This is a genomic window from Pseudomonas sp. URMO17WK12:I6, assembly GCF_003253625.1.
GTDB lineage: Bacteria > Pseudomonadota > Gammaproteobacteria > Pseudomonadales > Pseudomonadaceae > Aquipseudomonas.
This window is the reverse complement of the sequence record NZ_QKYZ01000004.1, coordinates 130,413-155,942: the sequence shown is the minus strand read 5'-3', so window position 1 is coordinate 155,942 and position 25,530 is coordinate 130,413. Positions and strand designations below refer to the sequence as shown.

Here is a 25,530-nt window from a genome sequence, read left to right as displayed (position 1 = left end):
CAGACTCCTCCGTTGGAATCGCTTTGGCGTTGATATAAATCAAATACCTTCGCCGGGCAGGTTACCGGCAGCAGCCCTCCATCATGAGTCGCTCTTGTTCATGGTTTTCAACCATTCCTGGTGGGCTTGACGGTATTTGTCATCCGCCAGTTTTTTCGCTGCAGAAAATCGCTGTATCGTCTGGGTCGAAACAGGCTCGCTCAACAACGCATAGGCTTGCTTGCTCAGTCGGTCGGCTTCGGAAAAGAGCTCCGCGCAACGATTGATTGATTCAGAACAGGCGGCGGATTTTGTCGTTGAATCATTGGCGATCATGGTCGTACTCCTCGATCCCGACCTCCTGTCATTTCTTCAAGTTTTGTAGCGTCGAGTACACCTTCCCCCGGTTCTACTCGTTACGCGTCCAGTCGATGTTCACCCCGAACTCGTCATCGCTGTACTGATAATCGGCGTGCCCCTTGAAGGCCGCTTTCAGTGCATGACCCAAGCGGTTCGCGAGATGGATGCCCGTGGTGGTCACAACCAGCGCGCCCTCGGAGTCGGCCAGGCCGATGATGCGCTCCAGGGCATGTTCCGCTTTTTCCTTTTTCTCGGTGTTTTCGATCAGGTTGATGATTTCGTTTCGATGCGCGGGCAAGAAGCTGCCCGATAGCGTGAGCGTACCCGCCGGCTTGTTGTCATTGGTACGCTGACAGGCTGGGCAGGTCACTGATTGCGCATCATGAACCACCGTGTTTTCAGGAACTTTCCAGGTCCAGTTACCTGCCTGGTAAGCGGCCCCACACTGCGGGCAGACGGCAGAGCCTTCGATTTTCGGCAAGCAATAAGGATCATGGGCCGGTGTTTTGAACAGCTGGTTTTTCTGACTCTGCTGAAACTTGTCCATGGTCTTTCCTCGCAAATGAGTTGGCTAAAAATCCCACGCGAACCGTGTTTTCAAATCGCCCCCCCTTCCAGTCAGGTTCACTGAAAACACGGTGGATTTGAAGATTTCATTTGGGCCCGGTTTGCTGCGGCGCAGGTTGATATTTGTCAATTCGGGCCAACAACCGACGGTCGATCATCCGAACGGTACGTACTGCGACTGCACGCCTGCCTGTGTGACTTTGTTGATAAAAATCAACGCTGCACGTGCCATTTCATAGAAGCTGAAACAATGCAGAACTCTTCAGGAGAACAACCTGATGGCTCACACTAAAATCCTGTTTCGTGCTGGCGCTCGCGAGAAAATCCTCAGCGGAGCCACACAATTGGCGGACGCTGTCCGGGTGACCCTGGGACCGAAATCGAAATCGGTGTTGATCCAGAATAAATGGGGCAATCCGACGGTCTGCAATGACGGCGTGACGATTGCCAAACGGATCGACCTGCTGGACCCCGAGGAGAATCTGGGTGCGCAAATGCTGCGTCAGGCGGCGGAACGCACCGGCGAGGCCGTCGGGGACGGGACCAGCACATCAACGGTGCTGGCCCATGCAATCCTGGCTGACGGCATCCGCAACGTCGTCGCCGGTGCCAGTGCGATCGACCTCAAGCGCGGCATGGACCGGGGGCTTTCTCTGGTCATGCAATCACTGCTGGCGCAATCGCGCCCGGTCAGCACCCCCAAGGAAAAGGCCCAGGTCGCCACGCTTTCGGCCCATAACGACGCGGTCATCGGTCAGCTGGTGGCCGACGCTCTGGAAAAGGTCGGCATTGAAGGCGTGGTCAGTGTCGAAGAGTCCAAGACCACCGAAACAGTGGTCGAGGTCATGGAAGGGATGCGCCTGGATCGTGGATATGTCTCGCCCTACTTCGTGACCGATACCGAGAAGATGCAGGCCGAACTCGACGATGCCTACCTGCTGCTCTGTGACCATAAGATCGGCGTGCTCAAAGACCTGCTGCCATTGCTGGAACTGATTGCCAAAAGTGGCCAGCCACTGGTCCTGATCGCCGACGACATAGAGGGTGAAGCGTTGACCACGTTGGTGGTCAACCATATTCGGGGGGTATTGCGCGCGGTGGCGATCAAGGCGCCAGGCTTCGGTGATCGACGCAAGGAAATGCTTCAGGACATTGCCGTTCTGACCGGCGCAACCCTGATCTCCAATGAGTTGGGGATCAGCCTCGAACAGGTGGAATTGAGCCAGTTGGGCCGGGCTCATCGCGTCGTGGTGCAAAAAGACAGCACCGCGCTGATTGGCGGCGCAGGTAAACGCGAAGCTATCGAGGCGCGCCTGCAACAGATCCGCGTGCAAATGGACAACACCACCAGCGATTACGACCGGGAAAAACTGCAGGAACGCCTGGCCAGGCTGTCTGGCGGCGTGGCGGTGATCCGCGTCGGCGCGCCTTCCGAAGCGGAAATGAAAGCGCGTAAGGATGCACTCGACGATGCGATTTCCGCGACCCGGGCAGCGATCGCCGAAGGCATTGTTCCGGGGGGCGGCCTGGCGCTGCTCAAGGCGGTGCCGATGATCGCAGCCGAGGAAGCCAGCCATGAGGGCGATGTCAAAACCGGCCTGCAGATTCTGCGTCGGGCTCTGGAAGCACCGGCCCGGTTCATCGCTGAAAACTCGGCGGTGGATGCCGGCGTGGTCATTGCCCGCATGCTCGCCGAACCGGGCAACGTGGGCTTCGATGCGGCAACCAATTGTTATGTGGACATGTACGAAGCCGGCATCATCGACCCGACCAAAGTGGTACGCATTGCCCTGGAAAATGCCGTGTCGGTCGCCAGTGTCCTGCTGCTCACCGAGGCGACCATGACGGATATTCCAGAAAAGGAATCGCCTGCCCAGCCACCGTTCCCTGAATGACCGGCACGAGGTGAGGTGATCCAGACCCGAGGTCTCTGTGCACATCATCCGGCGCCCTGCGCGAGGGAGAAGCTGAAGCAGGCTATCTTTATAGTAAACGGGATGGCCGCTGGCTTACCGATATGCGTTCACACTCTGAGCCAAGGCCATGAAAAAGAACGACCAGTGGAACCTGTCCTACTTGGCGATTGCTTTTATCGTCATGGGCCTCATGCAGGTCTTCTTTGTCGAGCGCCAGGCCGTGCAGCCCCTGCCCTACAGCCAGTTCATGCAATTGTTGAACGAGCAAAAAGTCAGTGACTTGCAGATCGACAAAGACCGGATCAGCGGCAAATTGGTGGAACCCATCGACGGACGCGACCGGTTCTCCACGGTGCGGGTCGATCCGTCGCTGGCGACCGAACTCTCCCAATCGGGCGTCGGTTTTACCGGGGTCAACGAAAACACCTTTATGAACAGCCTGTTGGGCTGGTTGTTGCCGTTCATAATGATCATGGTGTTCTGGCATTTCCTGTTTCGCGGGATGGCGGACAAACAAGGCCTTGGCGGGTTGATGAATGTCGGCAAGTCGCGGGCCAGGATCTTTGTCGAACGCGACACTGGAGTGACCTTCGCCGATGTCGCGGGCATTGACGAAGCCAAGGCCGAACTGGTGGAAATCGTCTCGTTCCTCAAGGACAAGGCCCGATACGCACGCCTGGGTGCGCACATCCCCAAGGGCACCTTGCTGGTGGGCCCGCCAGGCACCGGCAAGACCCTGGTGGCCAAAGCCATCGCCGGTGAAGCCGGTGTGCCGTTTTTCTCGATTTCGGGGTCCGAATTTGTCGAAATGTTCGTCGGGGTCGGTGCGGCCCGGGTCCGCGACCTGTTCGAACAGGCCCGCCAGGCCTCACCCTGCATCATCTTCATTGATGAACTCGATGCGCTGGGCAAGATGCGTGGCGTCGGCGTGTTGGGCGGCAATGACGAAAAAGAACAGACCCTCAACCAGTTACTGGCCGAGCTGGACGGCTTCGATCCCCGGGAGGGCGTGGTTTTGCTGGCTGCGACCAACCGGCCAGAGGTCCTTGATCCGGCGCTGTTGCGCGCAGGGCGCTTCGACCGGCAGATTCTGATCGACCGTCCCGATCGCAAAGGGCGGCAGTCGATTCTTAAGGTTCATCTGAAGAAAATCACCGTGGAACCAGGCCTCGATAGCGCACGTATCGCCGAAATCACTACTGGTTTCACCGGCGCCGACCTGGCCAACCTGGTGAACGAAGCGGCCATCGTCGCCACCCGTCGCGGCGCCGAGGCGGTCAGCCTGAACGACTTCACCGCCGCGGTGGAACGCCTTATCGCGGGGCTTGAACGCAAGAGCAGCCTGCTCGATCCCGACGAGCGCCGGGTGGTGGCCTATCACGAGATGGGGCATGCCCTGGCCGCCAGCAGCCTGCCGGCCATGGACCCGGTGCATAAAGTGTCGATTGTGCCCCGGGCCATCGGCTCGCTGGGCTATACCTTGCAGCGACCGACCGAGGATCACTTCCTGATCAGTTGCCAGACACTCAAGGACCGGATTGTCGTGCTGATGGCCGGACGCGCCGCCGAGGACCTTGTCTACGGCCAGATCTCCACCGGGGCCGCCGACGATCTGGGCCGCGCGACCGATATCGCCCGGCAACTGATCACCCGCTTCGGCATGAGCCCCGAGCTCGGACAATCGGTGCTGGAAAAGCAAACCCCAACGTACCTGGGAGATCGCATGGCCACGATGGGCGAAAAGGATTATTCGGAACAGACCGCCCGGGAAATCGACCTGGGTATTCGCGCCCTGCTCGATGAAGCCTACCAACGGGCCAAGGCGTTGCTCCAGAGTCGTCGAGCCGACCTGGACGAGGGCGCCCGCCTGTTACTGGAAAAGGAAACCCTCACGCCCGAGGAGTTCCCGGCGCTGATGCCATTCAAGCCCACCCCGGCATTACCAGCCCCATGACGCTGCGAACAATCGCCCGCAGACGGCGCCCTGCCCCCATCGCTGAAGGCTCATCATGTTCGCAGTCACGCTAATCAACACGTTGGTGGTGGTCATCACGGTGGTGATTCACTACGAATGCCTGCTGCGCCTGAACGATTGGCTGCCCAGGCTCAAACTCTGGAGCCGCTTCCGGATCGTCGTCGGGGTATTCGGCGCAATGGCGGCCCATGCGTTAGAAGTCTGGTGTTTCGCGCTGGTCTATTACCTGCTGATCCGCTCCGGTGAATGGGGCAGCCTGAGCGGCAATTTCGATGGTTCGTTCATGGACTGCGTGTACTTTTCCTTCACCACGTTCACGACTATCGGTTTCGGCGATATTTCACCCATGGGTAACCTCAAGTACCTGACCGGGTTGGAGGCACTGACGGGGCTGGTGTTGATTTCCTGGACCGCTTCGTTCCTGTTTCTGGAGATGCAGAAGTACTGGAAGAGCAAGTAACGCCCGGAGCCGTCCATCAGCCCTGATTGCCCGGCGCAGGCGTCCATTGCCACTCCATCACTTCGGGCATGTCCTGCCCGTGTTCGATGAGGTAAAGCTTGTGTTTCTCCATCGTCGCCCAATAGCGCGCCCGGGCGGTCTGGAGTTGATCGTGCAGCCTGGGCACGCGCTCGATGACATCCAGGGCCAACTGATACCGATCCAGATTATTGAGCACTGCCATGTCGAACGGTGTGGTGGTCGCCCCCTCGTCCTTGAAGCCGCGAACATGGAAGTTTTCATGATTGGTGCGCTTGTACAGCAGCCGGTGGATCAGCGCGGGGTAGCCGTGGAAGGCAAAGATCACCGGCCGGTCGACGGTAAACAATTCATCGAAGGCGCTGTCGGGCAAACCGTGGGGATGGTGGTACGACGGCTGCAGGACCATCAGGTCGACGACATTGACCACCCGCACCCGAAGATCCGGCACGTATTCGCGCAGCAAAGTGACCGCCGCCAGGGTTTCCAGGGTCGGAACGTCGCCGGCACAGGCCATCACCACGTCCGGATCGCTGTCATCGCGGCAGGCCCAGTCCCAGCGTCCGATACCGGCCTGGCAATGACGAATGGCGGCATCGATGTCCAGCCACTGCCACTCCGGTTGCTTGCCGGCCACGATCACGTTGATGTAGTTGCGGCTCCTGAGGCAGTGATCGGCCACTGACAGCAGGCAATTGGCATCGGGCGGCAGGTAGATCCGCACCACGTCCGCCGTTTTGTTCGCCACCAGGTCGATGAACCCCGGGTCCTGATGGGAAAAACCGTTGTGGTCCTGGCGCCAGACATGGGAGGTGAGCACATAGTTGAGCGAGGCCACGGGTTTGCGCCATGGCACTTCGGCGGCGGTTTTCAGCCATTTGGCATGCTGGTTGAACATCGAGTCGACGATGTGGATGAACGCCTCGTAACAGGAAAACACCCCATGCCGGCCGGTCAGCAAATAACCTTCGAGCCAGCCTTCGCACACCTGTTCGCTCAGAATCTCCATCACCCGGCCATCGGCCGACAGATTGACGTCATCAGGCCCCAGCGGCTCCATCCACGCCTTGGCACTGACTTCATACACCGCATCCAGCCGGTTCGAGGCGGTTTCATCCGGGCCGAACAGGCGAAAATTGCTCGACGTCAGGTTGCATTTCATCACGTCGCGCAAAAACCGGCCCAGCACCCGCGTGGCCTCTGCCCGCAGGCCACCGGGCGCCTCGACGTTCACCGCGTACTGGGTGAACCGTGGCAGATCCAGCGCGCGCAACAGCAGCCCACCGTTGGCGTGGGGGTTGGCGCTCATTCGCCGATGGCCGGTCGGCGCCAACGCCGCGATCTCGGGCAACAGGGTGCCATTGGCGTCAAACAATTCGTCGGGGCGGTAGCTGCGGAGCCATTCCTCCAGTTGCCGCAGATGCTGCGGCTGCTGGAAGTCGGCCAAGGGCACTTGATGCGCCCGCCAGGTGCCTTCGACCCGCTGGCCATCGACGAATGTCGGCCCCGTCCAGCCCTTGGGCGTGCGCAAGATCAGCATCGGCCACAGGGGCCGCTCCAGCGTCCGGGACGACGATCGTTGACGCGCGCCCCGCTGAATGTCGCGAATCTCCTGCACGATGGTGTCCAGCGTTCTGGCCAGGGTTTGATGAACCTCTGCCGGGTCATCGCCTTCGACGAAATATGGGTCGTAGCCATAGCCGTACATCAACGCCGACAACTCCTCCTCGCTGATGCTGGAGAGCACCGTCGGGTTGGCGATTTTGTATCCGTTCAAATGCAGAATCGGCAACACCGCCCCGTCACGCGCCGGGTTGAGAAACTTGTTGGAATGCCAACTGGCCGCCAACGCCCCGGTTTCCGCCTCGCCGTCGCCAATCACACACGCCACGATCAGGTCCGGGTTGTCGAACGCGGCACCGTAGGCATGGGCCAGGCTGTAGCCCAGCTCGCCGCCTTCATGGATCGATCCCGGAATCTGCGCCGACACATGGCTGGAAATGCCATACGGCCAGGAAAACTGCCGAAACAGTCGGGCCAGGCCATTGGTATTGCGCCCCACCGACGGGTAGAGCTCGGTGTACGTGCCTTCCAGGTAGGTCTGGGCCACGATGGCCGGCCCGCCATGCCCGGGGCCGGCGATGAAGATCATGTTCAGGTCGTGGGCCGTGATCAGGCGATTGAGGTGCGTATAGATCAGGTTCAACCCCGGCGTCGTGCCCCAGTGCCCCAGTAACCGTGGCTTTACATCCGCCAGCGTCAGCGGCACCGCCAGCAGCGGATTGTCCTTGAGGTAGATCTGCCCGACCGCCAGGTAATTGGACGCCCGCCAGTAGGCATCCAGCCCTTCCAGTTGCTCGGCACTCAGAAAATCGCTCATGACGTCCTCCGCCAGGGGCCCCGGTAAACCGGGAGACATGCGTCGATTCTGGGTGTCTGCACGGCCTAAGACTTGATTTACATCAAGTCTTGGGCCGTCTATCCCGGCTCAACAGGAACAAGATTTTCCCCGCTCATCGATTCTATCTGTAAACGCCCGATTGAAACGGGGGATCCGAACTATGCTCTAAGCTCCTGTCAGGGGGAGTTTTTGCGATGCCTGAAACCCGGCCATATCAACATCACTATCTGAAAGCCGCGTGCTCCAATTGCAGCGTTCTGGAGTTGTGTCTGCCGATTGGCCTGACCAGCAACGAAGTCGAACGACTGGATACCCTGATCATTCAGCGTGTAAAGGTTAAAAAAGGTGCAGCCCTGTACCGGGCCGGCGATCCGTTGCGCTCGCTCTACGCGGTGCGGATCGGTTCATTCAAGACCAGCATGCTGTCGGTCGACGGCCGCGAGCAGGTCACCGGGTTTCAGATCCCCGGCGAGATGCTCGGTCTGGACGCTATTAGCGACGATCATCACACTTGCAGTGCCTTTGCCCTGGAGGACAGTGAAGTCTGCCCCTTCAACTTCGCCCAACTGGAGAAACTCGCCCTGGAGCTGCCCTCGTTGCAGCACAACATGAACAAGATCCTGAGCCGGGAAATCGTCCGTGAGCACAACCTGCTGATGATGATGGGCAACATGAACTCCGATGAACGCCTGGCCGCCTTCCTCCTGAACCTGTCGCAACGGCTGAGCATTCGGGGGTACTCGTCCCGAGACTTTGTGCTGAAGATGCGTCGCGAAGAGATCGGCTCCTACTTGGGCCTGCGTCTGGAAACCATTTGTCGGGGCATCGCTCATCTACGGGACTCGGAACTGGTCGAGATTTCCGGGCGTAACGTCAAAGTGCTGAATCTGGACGGGCTCAAGCAACTGGTCGCCGGCTGCCACCGGGAATCCCCCCTGTAACGCCTTGCGGTGCATCGGCTTTTGGAGAATCGTCATGCGCGCCATGGTTCTGCATGCCCCCGGCCAGCCGCTGCAACGGGAAGAACGTCCCGTGCCGCAGCCCGGCGCGCAGCAACTGTTGATCAAGGTGTTGGCCTGTGGCGTGTGCCGCACCGACCTGCATTTAGTGGACGGTGAACTGCCGCAAGCAGTGCTGCCGCGGGTGCCGGGCCATGAAATCGTCGGTGAAGTGACAGCGGTGGGTGGCGACGTTTCGCCCGACTGGGTCGGCAAGCGCGTCGGCGTTCCCTGGCTTGGCTGGACGTGCGGTGAGTGCACGTTTTGCTGCTCGGGCCGTGAAAACCTCTGCGACCGGGCACAGTTCACCGGCTGTCATCGGGATGGCGGTTATGCCGACTACACGGTTGCCGATGCCCACTTCTGTTTCCCCCTCCCGGACGCGCTCTCGACCACCGAAGCCGCACCGCTGCTGTGTGCCGGGCTGATCGGTTTTCGCGCCCTGCAAATGGCCAAAGGTGCACGTCACCTGGGCCTCTATGGCTTCGGTGCGGCAGCGCATCTGGCGATTCAGGTGGCGCGGGGCCGGGGGCAGCAGGTGTACGCCTTCACTCGACCGGGCGACAGCGAGGGCCAGGCTTATGCCCGGACTCTGGGAGCCGTGTGGGCAGGCCCTTCGGATCAGCCACCACCGCATCCGCTCGACGCCAGCCTGATCTTCGCCCCCGTCGGTGCGCTGGTGCCGCTGGCGCTGGAGGCCAGCGTCAAGGGCGGTTGTGTGATTTGCGCCGGCATCCACATGAGCGACATCCCCAGCTTCCCCTATCGACTGTTGTGGGGCGAACGCAGCGTCCGCTCGGTGGCGAACCTGACCCGCGAAGACGGCACCGCGTTTTTTGCCGAACTGCGCCATACGCCCGTGCACAGCGACGTCACCTGTTTTGCCCTGGACGATGCCAATCAGGCGCTGGCAAGCCTGCGGGCCGGTCAGGTCAAAGGGGCGATCGTGCTCGTCCCCTGACGCTCGCCCCTGCCGTTCGGTGTTTTTTCCGGCACCGTCCACCAACAACGCTAGGCTTACGGATGACGTGGCGATGCCTCGTCATTCTGCAGGGAGCGCAAAAAATGGAATTAATTGACCGTTGGCAGCCTCTCTCTCTCAGGACAGCCTGTATCAGGGAGGAATGCCGCCATGCAGATTTCTAATCATTACAAATGGTCTGCCTTGGCAGCCATTGCACTGACCCTCTTCAGCGTACTGATATTTTTGCTGATCAAATCCTACTCGTACGACACATCGACCTACTTCGAGTCGCGCGACTTCGTGCGTCAACTCAAGCAATACGATGCCAATTGGAACGTGAAGCTCCTGCGAGCAAAAATCGGCATGAACAACAACCTGTTGCTGGTGGCGCCGCCTGAAGCGGAAGAGCGCTGGCAACAGCTCGATAGCCTCAACGCTGTCGGCCCGCTCCCGACCCTTTGGCAAACCCGACGTCAGGGTTATCTGGAAGCGGTAGAAAACAAAGCCCGGTTGGTTGAGCAATTCAAACAGCACAACACGGCCTTGCGAACAGCATTCGAGGCCCTGCCTACGCTGGAAGATGCCATTCGGGTGTTGCAGGAAGATTCCAACGACAAACTCTCGTCGGTGGATGCTCGGGCGGCGTCAGTGGTGTTCGACCTTACCTTGGACACCCTTGAGTACGCCCTCTATGTCAGCAGCGAACGGGCTGAGGAAATCTCCGGGCATCTGGAATACCTGAATGAGTACATCAATCAACTGCCGCCTGAACGGCGCCCGACTTTCACTGCACTTGTAGACGCTGTGAATGCCATTGTGCGAGAGCAGCCCATCGTCAATGACCTGGTTGATCGCATCAGTGTCATTCCGGTCGCACAGCAACTGGACAGCATCAACGAGTTATTGAACGAGACACAACGGCGCACAGCCGCGACAGATCGCCAATACCACCTCTACCTGGGGATCTGCGCTGGCATCATGGCGCTGCTGTTGCTGTACCTGGCGGCCCGTCTGATTCGCAGTTATGCGCTGATCAACAAGATGAACAACCAATTGCAGACAGCGAACGAGCGGCTGGAGCAACGCGTCGAGGAACGCACCCATGAACTGTTGGAAGCCGAGCGCGAACTGATCGACGCCGCGCGGATGGCCGGTATGGCAGAGATCGCGACCAACGTGCTGCACAACGTCGGTAATGTGTTGAATAGCGTTAACGTCTCCGCGGAATTGATCACCCGCAAATTGTCGACCAGCAAAACCCTCGGCCTGGGCAAAGCGGTAAAAATGATCAATGAACATGCCGAAGACCTGGGGCAGTTCATAACGCACGATGAAAAAGGCAAACTGCTGCCCCTTTACTTCAATCAACTGGTCGATTCCATCGCGACCGAGCAATCGAGCATCGTTGACGAGCTGGCGCAACTCACCAAGAGCATCGATCACATCAAAGATATTGTTGCCACCCAACAGGCCTATGCCGGCGCCGCCCGGCTGGTCGAGCCGTTGAATGTCGTCGATCTGTTCGAAGATGCGTTACGCATGAATTCCGGCGCCTTGAGCCGGCACCATGTCACGGTCATTAAAGACTACCAGGCCACACCGACCATCATCGGCGACAAACACCGACTGTTGTTGATCCTGATCAACCTGATCAGCAATGCCAAATATGCGATGTCCAGGGTCAGCGATCATCAGCGCCGTATGACGCTGGGCGTCAGGATTATCGATAACGCAACGCTGCGCTTCAGCGTAGAGGATCAGGGCGAAGGGATCGCCGCCGAGAACATGGCCCGCATCTTCAATCACGGCTTTACCACGCGCAAGGAAGGTCATGGTTTTGGCCTGCACAGTTGCGCACTCGCGGCGGTGGAAATGAACGGGCACCTTCGCGTCCATAGCGATGGACCCGGCCAGGGAGCGATTTTTACCCTGGAAATTCCGCTGGAGATGGCGCAAGTAATGCCAGCCGCCGTAAGCCTGTAGCCGTCAACCTGGCTACCCCACCAGCGCAATCAATTGCTGGCGCTGTGCATCCGTGAGCATCGGGCCGAAACCTGCACCGGCGTTTTCCGCCATGTAGCGCGGGTTGCCGGTGCCGGGGATGACGCAGGTCACCGCCGGATGAGCCAGCAGGAACTTGAGCGCCAGTTGCGCCCAGCTGTTGATCCCCACTTGCGCAGCCCACCCCGGTAGCGGTTTGCCTTTCAATCGAGCGATCAGGCCGCCGCCACCGAAGGGCCGATTGCAGATCACCGCCACACCGCGCTCACGACACAGCGGCAGAATTCGCTTTTCGACAGCGCGGTCGTCCAGGGCATAGTTGATCTGCAAAAAATCCATCGGCTCGCCTTTCAACACCGCCTCCACTTCGTCGTAGGCCGACGCCGTGTAATGGCTGATGCCGATGTAGCGGATGCGCCCTTCTGCCTTCCATTGACGCAAGGTCGGCAAATGGGTTTTCCAGTCCAGCAGGTTGTGAATCTGCATCAGGTCGATCCGGTCGGTCTGCAACAGTTTGAACGACTGCTCCATCTGCGCGATGCCTTCTTCGCGGCCACGGGTCCAGACCTTGGTGGCCAGGAAGGCCGGCGAGCGAGGGCGATGGATCGACAGCAGCTCACCGGTGGTCTGCTCGGCGCGACCGTACATGGGCGAACTGTCGATCACCTTTCCACCCTTCTCGAACAACGCGCTGAGCACCGCCTGCAGTTGCTTGTAAGCAGCGTCGGCTGGCGTGACATCAAAACCGCGATAAGTACCCAGGCCGACGATGGGCAACGGCTCGTTGCTGGAAGGAATGGCTCGGGTCAGCATGTTCTTGCCTCCGTGTGGCGAGGGGGCTTGCCCCCGTTCGGCTGCGCAGCAGTCGTAAACCATTGCATGTGGTGTACCGCGATTGCAGGTTTTGGGGCCGCTTCGCGACCCAACGGGGGCGAGCCCCCTCGCCACAGGTGCTCGCACCCACACGGGCATTGGGCGGCGCTTCTGCACAGCTGAAATTGCTGGACTACACTCTGGCGACGCTCCAGCAATAGCTGTCTCAAGGCCCGAAGCAGTCCATGCCGTCCACTAAACTTAGCCGAATGTCGCGAACCCTGGTGTCTATCTTCGCTTTCATTGCCGTTGCATACCTGCTGCTCTGCGTCGCGCTGTTCGTGTTTCAACGGGCCCTCATCTACTACCCGCAACCTCGCGCCATCGACACACCCGAATCGCTTCTTACCTTGTCAGTCGCCGACGCGCAGGTGCTGGTGACCGTCAGGCCGCACGACGGGCCGAAGGCGTTGATCTACTTTGGTGGCAATGCCGAGGACGTTTCCCGCAGCCTGCCCGGGTTTTCGCAAGCGTTTGCGGATCATGCGATCTACTTGCTGCATTACCGAGGCTACGGTGGCAGTACCGGGTCGCCGTCCGAGGAGGCGATTCAGCGTGACGCCATGGCCTTGTTCGACTATGTCTACAACAGCCATCCCGATATTGCAGTGATCGGACGCAGCCTGGGTTCAGGCGTTGCCGTGCGCCTCGCCAGCCAGCGCCCGGCGTCGCGGCTGATCCTGATCACGCCCTACAACAGCCTTGAAGACCTCGCCGCCCGCCAGTTTCCCTGGTTCCCGGTGAAATGGCTGTTGCAGGACAAATTCGAATCCTGGAAATACGCCGCTCACATCACCGTCCCGACGCTGTTGGTTGCGGCCGAGCACGACGAAGTCATACCGCGCGCAAGCACAGACCGGCTCTACACCCATTTCGCCAAAGGCGTGGCCTCGCTGCAGGTCATACCGGACACGGGCCACAACTCGATCTCCGAGAGCCCCAACTACCTGAAAATGCTAGGCGCCGCGTTGTGAGCACCCTCATACCAGCACGCCTTTAAGCAGGCGGTCAGAAAAACGAAGTAATTACTTAACGTTTTTTTTACAATCCAACTGGCAGGGTATACGGCTGCCATTTCTGCGGCTCATGATGTGCACTGCACAGAACTTTACCAATACAATGGAGCAAGGCATGGAGCCAATGGTGGCAAAAAGCCCAAAAAATATACTGATCAGCGAGTACTTACAGGGGATTGTGATGCAAAAGCGCCCTTTGCGCAGAATCGGAATCAGTCACGCACAGGCGCAGGCCTCATGACGGTTCTGGTTACTGGCGCCGCCGGTTTTATTGGGTATCACACCGTCAAGCGTTTGTGTCAAGAAGGCCTTGAAGTCGTCGGTATCGACAATCTCAACGACTATTACAGCGTAGAACTCAAACACGCACGGCTCAAAGAGCTTGAATCCTTGCCGGGCTTTCGTTTCCAGGCCTTGGACATCGTCGACAAACCGGCCTTGATGGCCTTGTTCACAGACCATGCTTTCACCGAGGTTGTGCACCTGGCCGCCCAGGCGGGTGTTCGCTATTCACTGGACAACCCGGATGTCTATGCGCAGTCCAATCTGGTGGGCTTTCTGAATGTGCTGGAAGCTTGCCGGCAACATCGCCCCGCGCATTTGATCTATGCCTCGAGCAGCTCGGTGTATGGCACCAACAGCAAAATGCCGTTCTGTGTCGAAGACGCCGTCGATCACCCCATTTCGCTGTACGCCGCCAGCAAACGCGCCAATGAACTGCTGGCGCACAGCTATTGCCACCTTTATGGCCTGAAGGCCAGCGGCCTGCGCTTTTTCACCGTTTACGGACCTTGGGGGCGCCCCGACATGGCGCTGTTCAAGTTTACCGAGGCGATCCTGAAAGGCTTGCCGATCGACATCTATAACCATGGCCAGATGTCGCGCGATTTCACCTATGTCGACGACATCGTTGAAAGCGTCGCCCGCCTGCGCTCCAAGCCACCGGTGCCGAACGAGCCGGGCGCTGGCGTAAACCGGATTTTCAACATCGGCCGTGGCCAACCCGTGCCACTGCTGGAGTTTGTCGACTGCCTGGAATCGGCGCTGGGCATCAAGGCCCAACGCAATTTCATGCCGCTACAGGCAGGCGATGTGATCAAGACCTGGGCCGACATTTCGGCGCTGGCCGAGTGGGTCGATTTCCGCCCTCAAGTGGCGGTTGAAACTGGCGTAGCGGAATTTGTGAAGTGGTATCGCCACTTCTATCAGATATAAAACGTTAGCCCTTGATAAAAATAGACCAGGGAGCAAGGGAGAGGACTCTATGAGCCAAGACATTTTTGTATCTGTATTGATTCCAGCAAAGAATGAAGCAAACAACCTCAAGCCGTTACTTGAGGAAGTCCACGCCGCATTGAACGGTGAGGCCTACGAAATCATTGTGGTGGACGATGGCAGCACCGACTCCACCCTGCATGAGCTGCGGCAGCTGAAAAACAATGGCCTGGACGCGTTGCGCATCCTGCGCCATGAGCGCTCGCTGGGGCAAAGCACCTCCCTCTACCACGCGGCAATCGCCGCCCGGGGGCAATGGCTGGCCACGCTTGATGGCGACGGTCAAAACGACCCCGCGGACATCCCCGGGATGTTGGCGCTGGTGCGCGGTGAAAAGGGTCTGGTCGACGTTCAGCTGGTAGCCGGGCACCGGGTCAACCGCCGCGATACCGCAAGCAAACGCTGGGCTTCGCGTTTTGCCAACGGGCTGCGTCGCCGCCTGCTCAATGACGATACCCCGGACACCGGCTGCGGGCTGAAGCTGATCGAACGCGCGGCGTTTCTGCGCCTGCCGTACTTCGACCACATGCATCGGTACATTCCCGCGCTGATCCAGCGTCACAACGGCCGAATGATCGTCCACCCGGTCAACCACCGGCCCCGCACCGCGGGCGTGTCCAAATACGGCAACATCGACCGCGCCCTGGTGGGTATTCTTGACCTGTTCGGTGTGTGGTGGCTGATCAAGCGCACGCGGTTGAACACCAACGCGCAGGAGATCGAAGGATGAACCTCTCCCGCGAAACCCTGTGGCTGGTGGTCGGCTTCGCTGGCCAGATCGCCTTTACCGGTCGCTTCATCCTGCAGTGGCTGTATAGCGAGTACAAAAAACGCAGCGTGATCCCGGTGAGTTTCTGGTACCTGAGCATTGTCGGCAGCGCGCTGCTGCTCGCTTATGCCATTTACCGGGCAGACCCGGTGTTCATCGCTGGCCAGGCCTTTGGTTCCATCGTCTATCTGCGCAATTTGCAATTGATTGCCCGCACCAAACACCTGAAGGACTGAGCCATGCGTAAAACCCTGTCGCCCAGCATCGAATGCCTGGGCCTGGTGCTGCTTGCCTTGCTGTTGATCGGCGCTGGCCTGGGGCTGCGTCAACCGCAAAACGTCGACGAGGAACGTTTCCTCGGCGTAGCGCTGGAGATGCTGCACAACGGGTCATGGTTCATCCCTCACCGCGCTGCGGAGATCTACGGCGATAAACCGCCGGTCTTCATGTGGATGGTGGCGTTCTTCGCGTGGCTCACCGGCCTGCCCGCCCTCGCCCTGTATATTCCGGGGATGTTGTCGGCGGCGACGGTCACGGCCGTGGTCTACGACCTGGGCCGCCGGCTGTGGAATCAGCGCATCGGTCGAATAGCCGCGCTGTTGTACCTGGCCACCTATCAGACTTACAGCATCCTGCGTACCGGCCAGATCGACAGCCTGTTGATTCTGTTTACCTCCCTGGGCCTGTACGGACTGGCGCGGCACCTGCTGCTCGGGCCAGCCTGGCGCTGGTTTTACGTGGGCTGCGCCGCCATGGGAATTGGCATAATCACCAAAGGGGTCGGCTTCGTCCCGGCCTTGATGCTGATTCCGTATGCCTACGCGGTGCGCAAAAACTGGTCCGGCGTGGTGGCCATGCCCGGCCAGAAGCGCAAATGGTTCCTGGGCTTTCTGGTGGCGCTCGGGGCTATCGCGATCTGGCTGCTGCCTCTGGCACTGTCCATTGTGCTCAATGGCACCGCGGAAGAAGTCGCCTATGCGCGAGAAATCCTGCTGCGCCAGACAGCGGGACGCTATGCCGCCGCGTGGGACCATCGCGAACCGTTCTGGTACTTCTTCGTCAACGTGATCCCGCAATACTGGCTGCCGTTGGTGCTGGCCCTGCCATGGCTGGTGCCGGCCTGGCGCAAGCAACTGCGCAAGCACGACGGTCGAGTGCTGGTGCTGTTGAGCTGGGTCGTGCTGGTGGTGCTGTTTTTCTGCCTGAGCACCGGCAAGCGCAAGTTGTACATCTATCCGGCATTGCCCGGTCTGGTGCTGGTGGCGGCGCCGCTGATTCCCTGGCTGCTCAAGCGCTGGTTCGGAAAACGTCCGCGCGGTATGCGGGTATTCCGGGCGATCGTGGTGGCCTGGTTCGTTCTGTGGTTCGCCCGCGGGTTCATCGAGCCGATCAAGGAAGGTCCGAACCCCCACGAAGCGATCATGGCGCAGGCGGCGACCATGACCCACGGTGCCGAGCTGGTGCTGGTCGACTGGCGCGAGGGCCACTGGTTATTCGCCCGGCAGCCGATCGTGCATTTCGGGATGAGCAGTTCCTCGGTCGAACAAGCGGCGCAATGGCTACGCGAACACCGTGATGCCTACGCCCTGGTCCCGGACGAAGTGCTGAGCAAGTGTTTCAATCCCGAGGCCGCTCATGAGCTCGGCGAAACGTCTCGCGCGCAATGGTCGATCGTCGGCGCCGATGCCGATAACGGCCAATGCCAGCCCGGACAACCCAAAAAGGTCTATCGCTTCAGCTGGGACAAGGACAAGTCATGAGCAAGAGAGGGAAGCTGGGGATATTGTTCATTGTTGTATTGCTTGGCGCCTACGTGGTTTCTGCACATTTCATGGTTCACCAGCAGCTGTATGCGTACTGGAAAACTCTTTGGCATGGTAATCAGGCGCCCGATAAAAATATCTGGCTGCCGGACTATAAAGCCGTGATCCAGGCCAAGCCTGTCGCGGACATCACCAATCTGTCCGGCATCGCCTATGACCCGGACCATGATCGACTGCTGGGCATCACCAATGGTGGGCCCATGCAGATTGTGGCCATGAACCGCAACGGCGATCTGCTTGAACGTTACCCGCTGATCGGCTTCCAGGACACCGAAGGCCTTGCTTACCTGGGTAACGGACGCGTAGTGATCGCCGATGAACAGTTGCAGCGACTGTACGTCATCACCTTGCCGGACAGCCCTGGCCCGATCCATGTCGAGAACGCCCCGTTCGTTGCCATCGAGATCAACCTGAGCGAACACAACAAGGGCTTTGAAGGCGTGACCTATGATGCGGCCAATGACCGTATCTTCGCGATCAAGGAACGCGATCCGCGGCAGCTGTTTACGGTCACGGGCATGCTGGCGTCCATCGGCAGCCCGTTGCAGGTGCACATCCAGGACTTGACCCACTGGATCGACCGTAGCGTCTTCGGCCTGGACCTTTCCGAGGGATACTACGACCCGCGGACCGGTCACTTGCTGTTATTGAGCGAGCAATCCAGCAACGTGACCGAACTGGACCAGGACGGCAACTTCGTCAGCTTCCGCTCCCTGCTCGGCCTGAATGACCTGAAAAAAACCATACCGCAAGCCGAAGGCATGACCATGGACACCTCCGGCGAGCTGTACATTGTGAGCGAGCCCAACCTGTTCTATCGGTTCTCCAAGTCCAAAGCTGCTGTGGCGGAAAATCAGCAGAAGCAATAATGGGTTTTGCACCGGATGGGCCGGCCCCGACCATCTATCGGACTAGTTTCCAATCTCTGCGCCATTGAGGACATTCCGGGTCTTTAATGGTTGCAGGATTCCAAGCCAGCCCCCCATCCCGACCAGAAATACGACGTCCAAGCGGGGCTGACACCTCGCACCCCACTGCGCACGCATCGGGAGACTCGTCATGAAAATCGTCGTGATTGGCGGTACCGGGCTGATCGGCAGGCAGCTCTGCAAAAACCTGCAAGACCTGGGGCATGAAACCCTGGCCGCATCACCGAGCACCGGCGTCAACGCCCTCACCGGCGAGGGCTTGCAAAACGCCTTGCACGGCGCCGATGTGGTGGTCGACGTGGCCAACTCGCCCTCCTTCGAAGATGCTGCCGTGCTCGAGTTCTTCGAAACCTCCGGGCGCAACCTGCTCGCCGCCGAGAAGGCCGCCGGGGTCAAACACCATGTCGCGCTTTCGGTGGTAGGCACCGAGCGCATGCTCGACAGCGGCTATTTCCGGGCAAAAATGGCCCAGGAACAACTCATCAAGAACTCAGGCATTCCTTACACAATCCTGCGGGCCACGCAGTTCTTCGAATTCATCGGGGCCATTTCCCACTCGGGCGTACAGGAAGGCGACACCGTGCGCTTGACCTCCGCCGCGTTGCAGCCGATTGCCGCAACCGATGTCGCGATGGCGCTGGCGAAAGTCGCGGTGCAAGCGCCGAGCAATAACACCCTGGAAGTGGCCGGGCCTGAGCGCTGGCCGCTGGTGGAGTTCGTGCGCTTGTTTTTGCAACACACCAACGACCCGCGCCAGGCCCAACCGGACGACACGGTTCCCTACTTCGGCGCGCCGATCGATGACCACTCGCTGACGCCGGGAGAGCACCCCATCGTCGGGCCGACACGCTTCGAAACCTGGCTCAAGAGCAATAGTTGAGGGGCCGTCGAGGGCCTAGGGGGCGTTCTCCATTAGTTTCCCCGCCGCGTTGTCGCCTTAAAGCGAGCCAGGCAAGGCGCAGGCTGCTGGGAATGGTTGTTCCCTTTCCAAGGCCTGCAACGCAGGCTGGCCCGCTTTAAGGCACGACCCGAAGGGCCGGGAAACTAATGGAGAACGCCCCCTAGACCAACCGCTCGATCTTCTGATGCTGCCAGACCATTTTGTAGTACAGCGTCTGCAGCATCAGCATGCCCAGATACGCCACTGGAAACGCCATCCACACCCCTGGCAGCCCGAAGCGCGTATCCAGCAGATACGCCACCGGCAACTGCACCCCGACCACGCAAACGATCGACACCGCGACCGGCACCAATACCGTGCCGCTGGCGCGCATGATGCCGCCGACAATCGCCTGAAAACCAAACACCAGCAGGCTCCAGAGCATGATGTGCAACAAGTGCTCGGCCATTGCCCGGGTGGAATCATCCGTAAGAAACAACCCCAGCAACCAGTGCGACAGCAGATACCCCAACAGCACCAGGCCACCGGTCAGGCACACATTGATCAACAACCCGGTGCGCAAAATCGCCCCCATGCGCTCAATGCGCCCTGCCCCGATCGCCTGCGCGCCAAGGATCGACGCAGTGATCGCAATTGACAGCGCCGGGAACTGCACGTAATTGACGATCTGCGTCACCGCCCCGTACGCCGCCGTCGCCTGGGAACCGTGCTGGTTCACCAGCGCCAGAATCACTAACTCCGACAACGACAGCACCACCATCTGCAACCCGGTCGGCAGCCCGATGCGCAACACCTTGCCGAGGATGACCCTGTCGAGCCGCATCGCCGCAAACATCTCCCGATCCGGCGCCAACGGATGCCCCTTGCGAATCAACCGCCACGCCAGCCACCCCATCGCCGACAAGTTACCCACCAACCCCGCCCACGCCGCACTCTGAATCCCCATCGGCGGCAGCCCCAACCACCCGAGAATCAACGCCGGCGTCAGCGCCAGCCCGACACACGTCGACACCACCAGCGCCAACAACGGCGACAGCGTATCGCTCACCCCACGCAGCAACTGCGTGAACAACACAAACACCAACAGCGACGGCAAAATCCACATCATCACATGGGCATACGCCACCGCATCGTCCAGCACATCCCCCGGCGTGCCCAACCCCTGCAACGCCGGCCGGGCAAACACACTGCCCAACACCGCCGCCACCAACCCGATCATCGCCCCCAACAGCAACGTCGAACCGGCGATGGCCTTCACCAGATGCGGCTCACGGGCGCCCCAGGCCTGACCGATCAACACCCCAGCACCGGCGCCGAGGCCAATGACCAGGGCGATGAAGAAGAACACCACGGGGAACATGCCGGACACCGCCGCTAACGCCTGGGTGCCGAGCAATTGGCCGATGTAGATGCTGTTGACGGTGCCGGACATGGACTGGAGGAAGTTGGAAAGGACCATGGGGGCGAGGAATAGGAGGTAGGTTTGCCAGAGGGGGTGTTGGGGTTTGGCTGGGGTTTGCATTGAGGGTCCGTCTCGGGTGGGGGCTGGCGTTTTGGAAATTCTACGCTAGGGGACTGGGAATAACGCGGTCCTGTTTTGTGGATTTGGATGTGTAATGGCCGCTTCCGGGCTAGGCCGAAAGCGAACGATCGACGGATGAGTGCGTGGTCGTTAAGCTTCTATTTTTCACGGAAGGTCGAGTGAGTGACGAAGGTTTACCAGGGAAGCTGCCTTTGTGCAGCGGTGAGTTACGAGATGCTTGTTCCGCCAAAAGCGGTGAATCATTGCCATTGCGGCCAGTGTCGGAAAAGCCACGGGGCGGCATTCGCTACTTACGGCAGTGTTCTACGCAGTGAGTTTCGGATCTTGAGCGGCGCATCTGATATCAAGTCCTACCCTTCGTCCGAATCTGTGCTTCGCCAGTTCTGTGCGCACTGTGGCTCGACATTGTTCTGGTCAAGAATTCAAGGCGAGTACGCCCATTGGATTTCTGTAGCTCTGGGCACGCTGGACACTCCCTTCATACCGCAGAAACAGAAACATATTCATGTTGCCTCCAAGGCACCATGGTATGAACTTCACGAATCGTATCCGCCGTGCGAATGAGCGCTAAGCAGATACGCAACGCTGCATGCTCCGGACTCCAACTTTCAACCAAACTGATCACGCCAGCTTTACATACAAGTCCTACACCAACCTCGGAAATCGCCCCTACCCCCTACTGGCGCGAAGAACCTATAGTCACCCCGCCGCCCACGAAGCGACCAGGTTTGGCGACCTGCAGATCGGATCAGTCCCTTTAAATCTGATTCGGAGTTTCACCTATGGATAGATACATGCCCCTCACCGGAATCGACCTGATCCCGGCCTCCCTGCTCATCGACACCCAAGCCCCACTCGACGTCCTGCAAGCCATGGCCGACTACCGCATCCGCGCGGTCACGCAGGTGCTGGAAAACATCGCCTTCCGCGCCGAGATCGGTTGCGACACGGTGGTGCTGTCGGATTTTGCCAAACTGCTGGCCATACCGTTGCGCGATGGTTGTGATTTGATGGATGTGATCGGCAGACGCTTGCGGGCGCAGGCCGCGGAATAAATGGAAACGGGCGCCTCGTCAGGCGCCCGTTTTGTTTTTTTCGAACCCGGCCAACACGCAGAGGTCGAAACCAGTGATGGCATCGCTACTGATCACAGGCCTCTGGCCTGCTTCATTCAAGGGCGACGCCAGTAGCTCACACACTTTAGGGTGCGCCGGATAATTTCAGCAGGCCCGGATTCTGCCGAGGGCAGGTGCTGACTGCTGCTCACATCCAATGCTCCCGTATCGGAGTACTAACATGACTCAGTCAATGCGGTTCTTCCTATCGATCGTCCTTGCGACAGCCTCACTGGCATCGGCAAGTTTCCTGAACACTGCTGGTGCGGCAACCGCCGAGGATCTGAATGTCGACTCTCGGCAAGCGTTGCAAACGCTCTACAAGGCCAGACCAGTTGCCGAAAAAATCTCACACGACGCTAAAGCGATTCTTGTCTTCCCGAAAATCATCAAGGCGGGCCTGGTGTTTGGCGGCAGCTATGGCGAAGGCGAATTGTTGATGGGTAAGAAAGTCGAGGACTATTACAACTCCGTAACCGGGTCCTGGGGGTTGCAGGCAGGCGCCCAGTCATATGGCTATGTGGTGTTCCTGATGACCGATAAAGCCGTGAACTATTTACGTGAAACCAAGGGTTGGGAAATTGGCGTAGGCCCCACTGTTGTTGTGGTTGATGAAGGGGTGGCGAAGAATCTGTCCAGCTCCACGCTGAAGGACGATGCTTACGCGTTCATTTTCGACCAGCAGGGATTAATGGCTGGGGTCAGCATCGAAGGAACCAAGATTTCCCGGATCAAGCGCTGAAACCGGTCGTTTGGCGCTTGCGGGCGCAAGCGGTGAAGTGAAATGAAAGCGGGCAGCCGAGTGGCGCCCGCTTTTTTATGTCCGCGATTCGTGATGCGTCAGGCCCCCTGGAGCGTTACTGCATGCTTTCGATCAAGACTTTCACCAAAACCACGGATCATCTCCAGCAACGACTTCACCCGCAGCGGCAGATTGCCGGCCGGGTACACCGCGTGCATCTGCGGGCTCTCACCGCTGCTGGAGGTGAGTTTGTACTCGGGACAGACCCGCAGCAGGCGCCCCGCTTGCACTTCGGGCTCTGCCAGCCAGTCCGCCAGGCGGGCAATGCCGAGGCCTGCCAGGGCCGCCTGGAACACCGCCGAACCGGAGTTGAAACGAAACTTGGGATGAGCCCGAACGCTGATGGCCTGCACCTCACTGCGAAAATTCCACTCTTTGAGAATCCGCGGCGCCGTGTGCAGGATCAGCGAGTGCGCCTCCAGCGCCTCGATGGAGTCGGGTATCCCGTACCGCTCCAGATACTCGGGGCTGGCGTACAGATAACGTGAATAACTCCAGAGTGGAAAGCCGATCAGGTCACTGGATTGCGGATACCCGCCGCGAATCGAGAAGTCCAGTTTGCTCTTGGCCGGGTCGATGGTTTCATCGGTGAAAATCCCATCGACGTTCACGTCCGGATAACGCTCGGCGTACTGCGCGATCAGCCGGGGCAATACCCCGTGCCCGAGAAACTCGGGGGCGGAAAAGCGGACCCAGCCGTAGGCCTGGCCACTGATGCCGGCCAGGTCTTCATCCGCCTCACGTTGCAGATCCAGCATTTTGTAAGCGTGAGGCAACAAGCGCTCACCCGCCTCGGTCAAGCTCACGGCATTGGAGGAGCGATTGAACAACTTGACTCCGACACTTTCCTCCAAGGCCTGAACTGCGCGGGTCAGCGCGCTGGGAGAGCGCCCCAGAGTTCGTGCTGCCGCGACGAAGCTGCGCTTGCGAGCCACCGTCGCGAAGGCTTCAAGTTCCCCCAACATATCCAATGCCATGCGCCACCTCGTTGCACTTTTCACAACGTGGCATTGCAACACAAAAAAAGCGCTTTGGTTAACCTTCCGTTCAACCCCGGACTCTCACCCACCTTTCACCGTCAGAGCCTGATTCCATGATCGATATTGTCATCCTTTGCGTATTCGCCTTCTCTGCCGGCCTGATCGATGCGGCGGTGGGCGGCGGTGGACTGATCCAGATACCCGCGCTGTTCAACGTGCTACCCACGGCACAACCAGCGGCGCTGCTGGGGACCAACAAGGTTGCGGCAGCCTGCGGCACTGCATTCGCCGCCCGATCCTTCGTGCGCAAGGTGGTGATCAACTGGAGTCTGGTGATCCCCGCCGCCAGTGCGGCGTTTGTCATGTCCTTCTTCGGAGCGGCCACGGTGTCGTTCGTGCCCCAGTCGGTGATCCGGCCAGCGGTGCTGGTGTTGATCGTGCTGATGGCGATCTACACCTTCTGGAAAAAGGACTTCGGCGCCCTGCACAAGCCCATGCACATCGGCACCAAGGAAAAACTGCTGGCGATCGTCATCGGCGGCGCCATCGGTTTCTACGACGGACTGTTCGGGCCCGGCACTGGCAGCTTCCTGATCTTCCTGTTTATCCGCTGCTTCGCCTTCGACTTCCTGCATGCCTCGGCGTCGGCCAAGTTGGTGAACATCGCCACCAACGTAGCGGCGCTGATGTTCTTCATTCCAACCGGTAACGTGCTCTACCTGATCGCCATCCCCATGGCCGCATTCAACATCCTCGGCGCGCTGACCGGCACCTGGCTGGCGGTTCATAAAGGCGTGCCCTTTGTCCGGGCGCTGTTCCTGGTGTTGCTGCTGATCCTGATCGGCAAACTGTCCTATGACCTGTTCGTGTAAGCGTGTTTTCTGCCGCTACACTCAAGCGGAGCAAGGCATTTCACATAGGCATTACGCCATTTCCATCGTCTATTGAGAGTGAGTCGTTCATGAACCGTCGATTGCTCACCGTTTTCATCGCGATTTCTCTTTCATGGACCAGTGCACAGGCCGGCTACTGGAAGGATTCAAACGGCAATCCAATCCCGGACTCTGAATCAAGACGAACCATCGGAGAGTTTGGTGGCTCGCTGTTAATCACTTCCGATCCCGACTGGGAGAAAAAGTGGAATACGCCGGCCGAAACCACTCCAGTATTTACCGAAGCCCAAATAGTCAGCCGAGGTGAAAGGATCTTCGCGCTTACGTTTTTTGCAAACCCGAAGCTCAATGCCAATCACGAAGCCAACATCACGTGCGATTTGAAAGCCACAAGGCCGAACGGTACAGAGTCGATCAATCAGCGAGATGCCGTTTGTTTTCAAGGGCGTCTTAAAGGGGATCCGAACAACATGTATCTCGCCGCCCCCGTGATCGGTTTCATCGGTGAGCCTGACGATCCCGTAGGCGTCTGGACGCTGGAAATCACCCTCAAAGACAACTTGCGCAAGGTAGTCATGCCGCTCAAAGCAACATTCACGCTGAAGTAAGTGGTTCTTTACACCGCTGACCGCCGTTGTCAGCCTGGCTGTAGCGGCATAGAGCATCACTCCCAGCACCGCCAGATTGGCTGGGGTTGTCCACCACGTTTCAACCATTGTTGACGTCGATAGTCACCATCACGTCAATGAAGTTCTCATAAAAAATCCCCGGCGTAACATCCGCTCCATACCCAACCAATAACACCCCGGAGCACACCATCATGAAACGCCAAACCCTTCTCAGCATCGCTTTCTCGGTTTTTGCAGTAAACGCTTTCGCCGCTTCCCCTGCTCACCCGGTCGTCGCTGAAGGCGGCTCGGATCGCCTGATTGAAAGCCGCGTCGCTGAAGGTGGTTCGGATCGTCTGATCGA

24 protein-coding genes are annotated in these 25,530 nt (G+C 59.3%); 18 read left to right on the top strand and 6 right to left on the bottom strand.

Annotated features, from left to right (window positions below; genetic code table 11):
• Positions 1-81 precede the first annotated feature (81 nt).
• The gene (locus F475_RS08920) at positions 82-315 is read right to left on the bottom strand and encodes a hypothetical protein (RefSeq protein ID WP_111453732.1); all 234 of its coding nucleotides are present in this window, start codon (positions 313-315) and stop codon (positions 82-84) included.
• A 73-nt stretch (positions 316-388) separates the two neighbouring features.
• The gene (locus F475_RS08915; RefSeq protein WP_111453731.1) at positions 389-886 is read right to left on the bottom strand and encodes a BCAM0308 family protein; all 498 of its coding nucleotides are present in this window, start codon (positions 884-886) and stop codon (positions 389-391) included.
• Positions 887-1,184: 298 nt separating this feature from the next.
• Between F475_RS08915 and groL the strand changes: the two genes are divergently transcribed.
• The 3 genes from groL (at position 1,185) to F475_RS08900 (ending at position 5,257) form a co-directional block, all read left to right on the top strand.
• Positions 1,185-2,801 (top strand): chaperonin GroEL, encoded by a 1,617-nt coding sequence (groL, locus tag F475_RS08910; protein ID WP_111453730.1) that lies wholly within the window; start codon positions 1,185-1,187, stop codon positions 2,799-2,801.
• 148 nt (positions 2,802-2,949) lie between these two features.
• A complete protein-coding gene (gene ftsH / locus F475_RS08905) occupies positions 2,950-4,776 on the top strand; it encodes an ATP-dependent zinc metalloprotease FtsH (protein WP_111453729.1) in 1,827 nt (608 codons plus the stop codon).
• Between the two features lie 55 nt (positions 4,777-4,831).
• Positions 4,832-5,257 (top strand): potassium channel family protein, encoded by a 426-nt coding sequence (locus F475_RS08900; protein WP_111453728.1) that lies wholly within the window; start codon positions 4,832-4,834, stop codon positions 5,255-5,257.
• A gap of 16 nt (positions 5,258-5,273) precedes the next feature.
• Here F475_RS08900 and F475_RS08895 read toward each other — a convergent pair whose 3' ends face one another.
• Positions 5,274-7,655, bottom strand: a complete 2,382-nt coding sequence (locus tag F475_RS08895; protein ID WP_111453727.1) for a phosphoketolase — start codon at positions 7,653-7,655, stop codon at positions 5,274-5,276.
• Positions 7,656-7,870: 215 nt separating this feature from the next.
• Here F475_RS08895 and F475_RS08890 point away from each other — a divergent pair, with 215 nt between their 5' ends.
• The 3 genes from F475_RS08890 (at position 7,871) to F475_RS08880 (ending at position 11,621) form a co-directional block, all read left to right on the top strand.
• Positions 7,871-8,617 carry a cyclic nucleotide-binding domain-containing protein gene (locus F475_RS08890; RefSeq protein ID WP_111453726.1) on the top strand — a complete coding sequence of 249 codons (747 nt, stop codon included), beginning with the start codon at positions 7,871-7,873 and terminating at the stop codon, positions 8,615-8,617.
• A 34-nt stretch (positions 8,618-8,651) separates the two neighbouring features.
• Positions 8,652-9,635: a zinc-dependent alcohol dehydrogenase family protein gene (locus tag F475_RS08885; RefSeq protein WP_028939745.1), complete on the top strand. Its 984-nt coding sequence runs from the start codon at positions 8,652-8,654 to the stop codon at positions 9,633-9,635.
• Positions 9,636-9,806: 171 nt separating this feature from the next.
• Positions 9,807-11,621: a DAHL domain-containing protein gene (locus F475_RS08880; protein ID WP_111453725.1), complete on the top strand. Its 1,815-nt coding sequence runs from the start codon at positions 9,807-9,809 to the stop codon at positions 11,619-11,621.
• 12 nt (positions 11,622-11,633) lie between these two features.
• Here the strand turns inward: F475_RS08880 and F475_RS08875 are convergent, their stop codons facing one another.
• On the bottom strand, positions 11,634-12,452 hold the full coding sequence (locus tag F475_RS08875; protein ID WP_018928215.1) for an aldo/keto reductase: 819 nt from the start codon (positions 12,450-12,452) through the stop codon (positions 11,634-11,636).
• Positions 12,453-12,697: 245 nt separating this feature from the next.
• On the opposite strand from F475_RS08875, the gene F475_RS08870 reads away from it, so the two are divergent.
• The 7 genes from F475_RS08870 (at position 12,698) to F475_RS08840 (ending at position 19,204) form a co-directional block, all read left to right on the top strand.
• Positions 12,698-13,486: an alpha/beta hydrolase gene (locus F475_RS08870; protein WP_064616903.1), complete on the top strand. Its 789-nt coding sequence runs from the start codon at positions 12,698-12,700 to the stop codon at positions 13,484-13,486.
• 279 nt (positions 13,487-13,765) lie between these two features.
• Positions 13,766-14,743: an NAD-dependent epimerase gene (locus F475_RS08865; RefSeq protein WP_111453724.1), complete on the top strand. Its 978-nt coding sequence runs from the start codon at positions 13,766-13,768 to the stop codon at positions 14,741-14,743.
• 49 nt (positions 14,744-14,792) lie between these two features.
• On the top strand, positions 14,793-15,533 hold the full coding sequence (locus F475_RS08860) for a glycosyltransferase family 2 protein (RefSeq protein WP_018928219.1): 741 nt from the start codon (positions 14,793-14,795) through the stop codon (positions 15,531-15,533).
• Entirely contained in the window at positions 15,530-15,808 is a 279-nt protein-coding gene (locus F475_RS08855) for a lipid-A-disaccharide synthase N-terminal domain-containing protein (protein WP_018928220.1), read from the top strand. The genes F475_RS08860 and F475_RS08855 overlap by 4 nt, the downstream gene beginning before the upstream one ends.
• Positions 15,809-15,811: 3 nt before the next feature.
• Entirely contained in the window at positions 15,812-17,332 is a 1,521-nt protein-coding gene (locus F475_RS08850; RefSeq protein WP_111453723.1) for a glycosyltransferase family 39 protein, read from the top strand.
• Complete coding sequence (locus F475_RS08845; protein WP_111453722.1) at positions 17,329-18,264, top strand: SdiA-regulated domain-containing protein; 936 nt, start codon at positions 17,329-17,331, stop codon at positions 18,262-18,264. The genes F475_RS08850 and F475_RS08845 overlap by 4 nt, the downstream gene beginning before the upstream one ends.
• Before the next feature lie 190 nt (positions 18,265-18,454).
• Entirely contained in the window at positions 18,455-19,204 is a 750-nt protein-coding gene (locus F475_RS08840; RefSeq protein ID WP_111453721.1) for an SDR family oxidoreductase, read from the top strand.
• 181 nt (positions 19,205-19,385) lie between these two features.
• Here F475_RS08840 and F475_RS08835 read toward each other — a convergent pair whose 3' ends face one another.
• On the bottom strand, positions 19,386-20,747 hold the full coding sequence (locus F475_RS08835) for an MATE family efflux transporter (protein ID WP_111453720.1): 1,362 nt from the start codon (positions 20,745-20,747) through the stop codon (positions 19,386-19,388).
• Positions 20,748-20,930: 183 nt separating this feature from the next.
• Between F475_RS08835 and F475_RS08830 the strand changes: the two genes are divergently transcribed.
• The 3 genes from F475_RS08830 to F475_RS08820 all read left to right on the top strand — a co-directional run bounded on the left by F475_RS08830 (position 20,931) and on the right by F475_RS08820 (position 22,625).
• Complete coding sequence (locus F475_RS08830; RefSeq protein WP_111453719.1) at positions 20,931-21,332, top strand: GFA family protein; 402 nt, start codon at positions 20,931-20,933, stop codon at positions 21,330-21,332.
• 218 nt (positions 21,333-21,550) lie between these two features.
• A complete protein-coding gene (locus F475_RS08825; RefSeq protein ID WP_026331910.1) occupies positions 21,551-21,823 on the top strand; it encodes a hypothetical protein in 273 nt (90 codons plus the stop codon).
• Positions 21,824-22,064: 241 nt separating this feature from the next.
• The gene (locus F475_RS08820; protein ID WP_086945340.1) at positions 22,065-22,625 is read left to right on the top strand and encodes a YSC84-related protein; all 561 of its coding nucleotides are present in this window, start codon (positions 22,065-22,067) and stop codon (positions 22,623-22,625) included.
• A 98-nt stretch (positions 22,626-22,723) separates the two neighbouring features.
• On the opposite strand, the gene F475_RS08815 is transcribed toward F475_RS08820, so the two are convergent.
• A complete protein-coding gene (locus tag F475_RS08815; RefSeq protein WP_111453718.1) occupies positions 22,724-23,662 on the bottom strand; it encodes a LysR family transcriptional regulator in 939 nt (312 codons plus the stop codon).
• Between the two features lie 116 nt (positions 23,663-23,778).
• Here F475_RS08815 and F475_RS08810 point away from each other — a divergent pair, with 116 nt between their 5' ends.
• Positions 23,779-24,537: a TSUP family transporter gene (locus F475_RS08810; RefSeq protein WP_019649478.1), complete on the top strand. Its 759-nt coding sequence runs from the start codon at positions 23,779-23,781 to the stop codon at positions 24,535-24,537.
• An 89-nt stretch (positions 24,538-24,626) separates the two neighbouring features.
• Positions 24,627-25,166: a hypothetical protein gene (locus tag F475_RS08805; protein WP_177431097.1), complete on the top strand. Its 540-nt coding sequence runs from the start codon at positions 24,627-24,629 to the stop codon at positions 25,164-25,166.
• Positions 25,167-25,530: the final 364 nt, after the last annotated feature.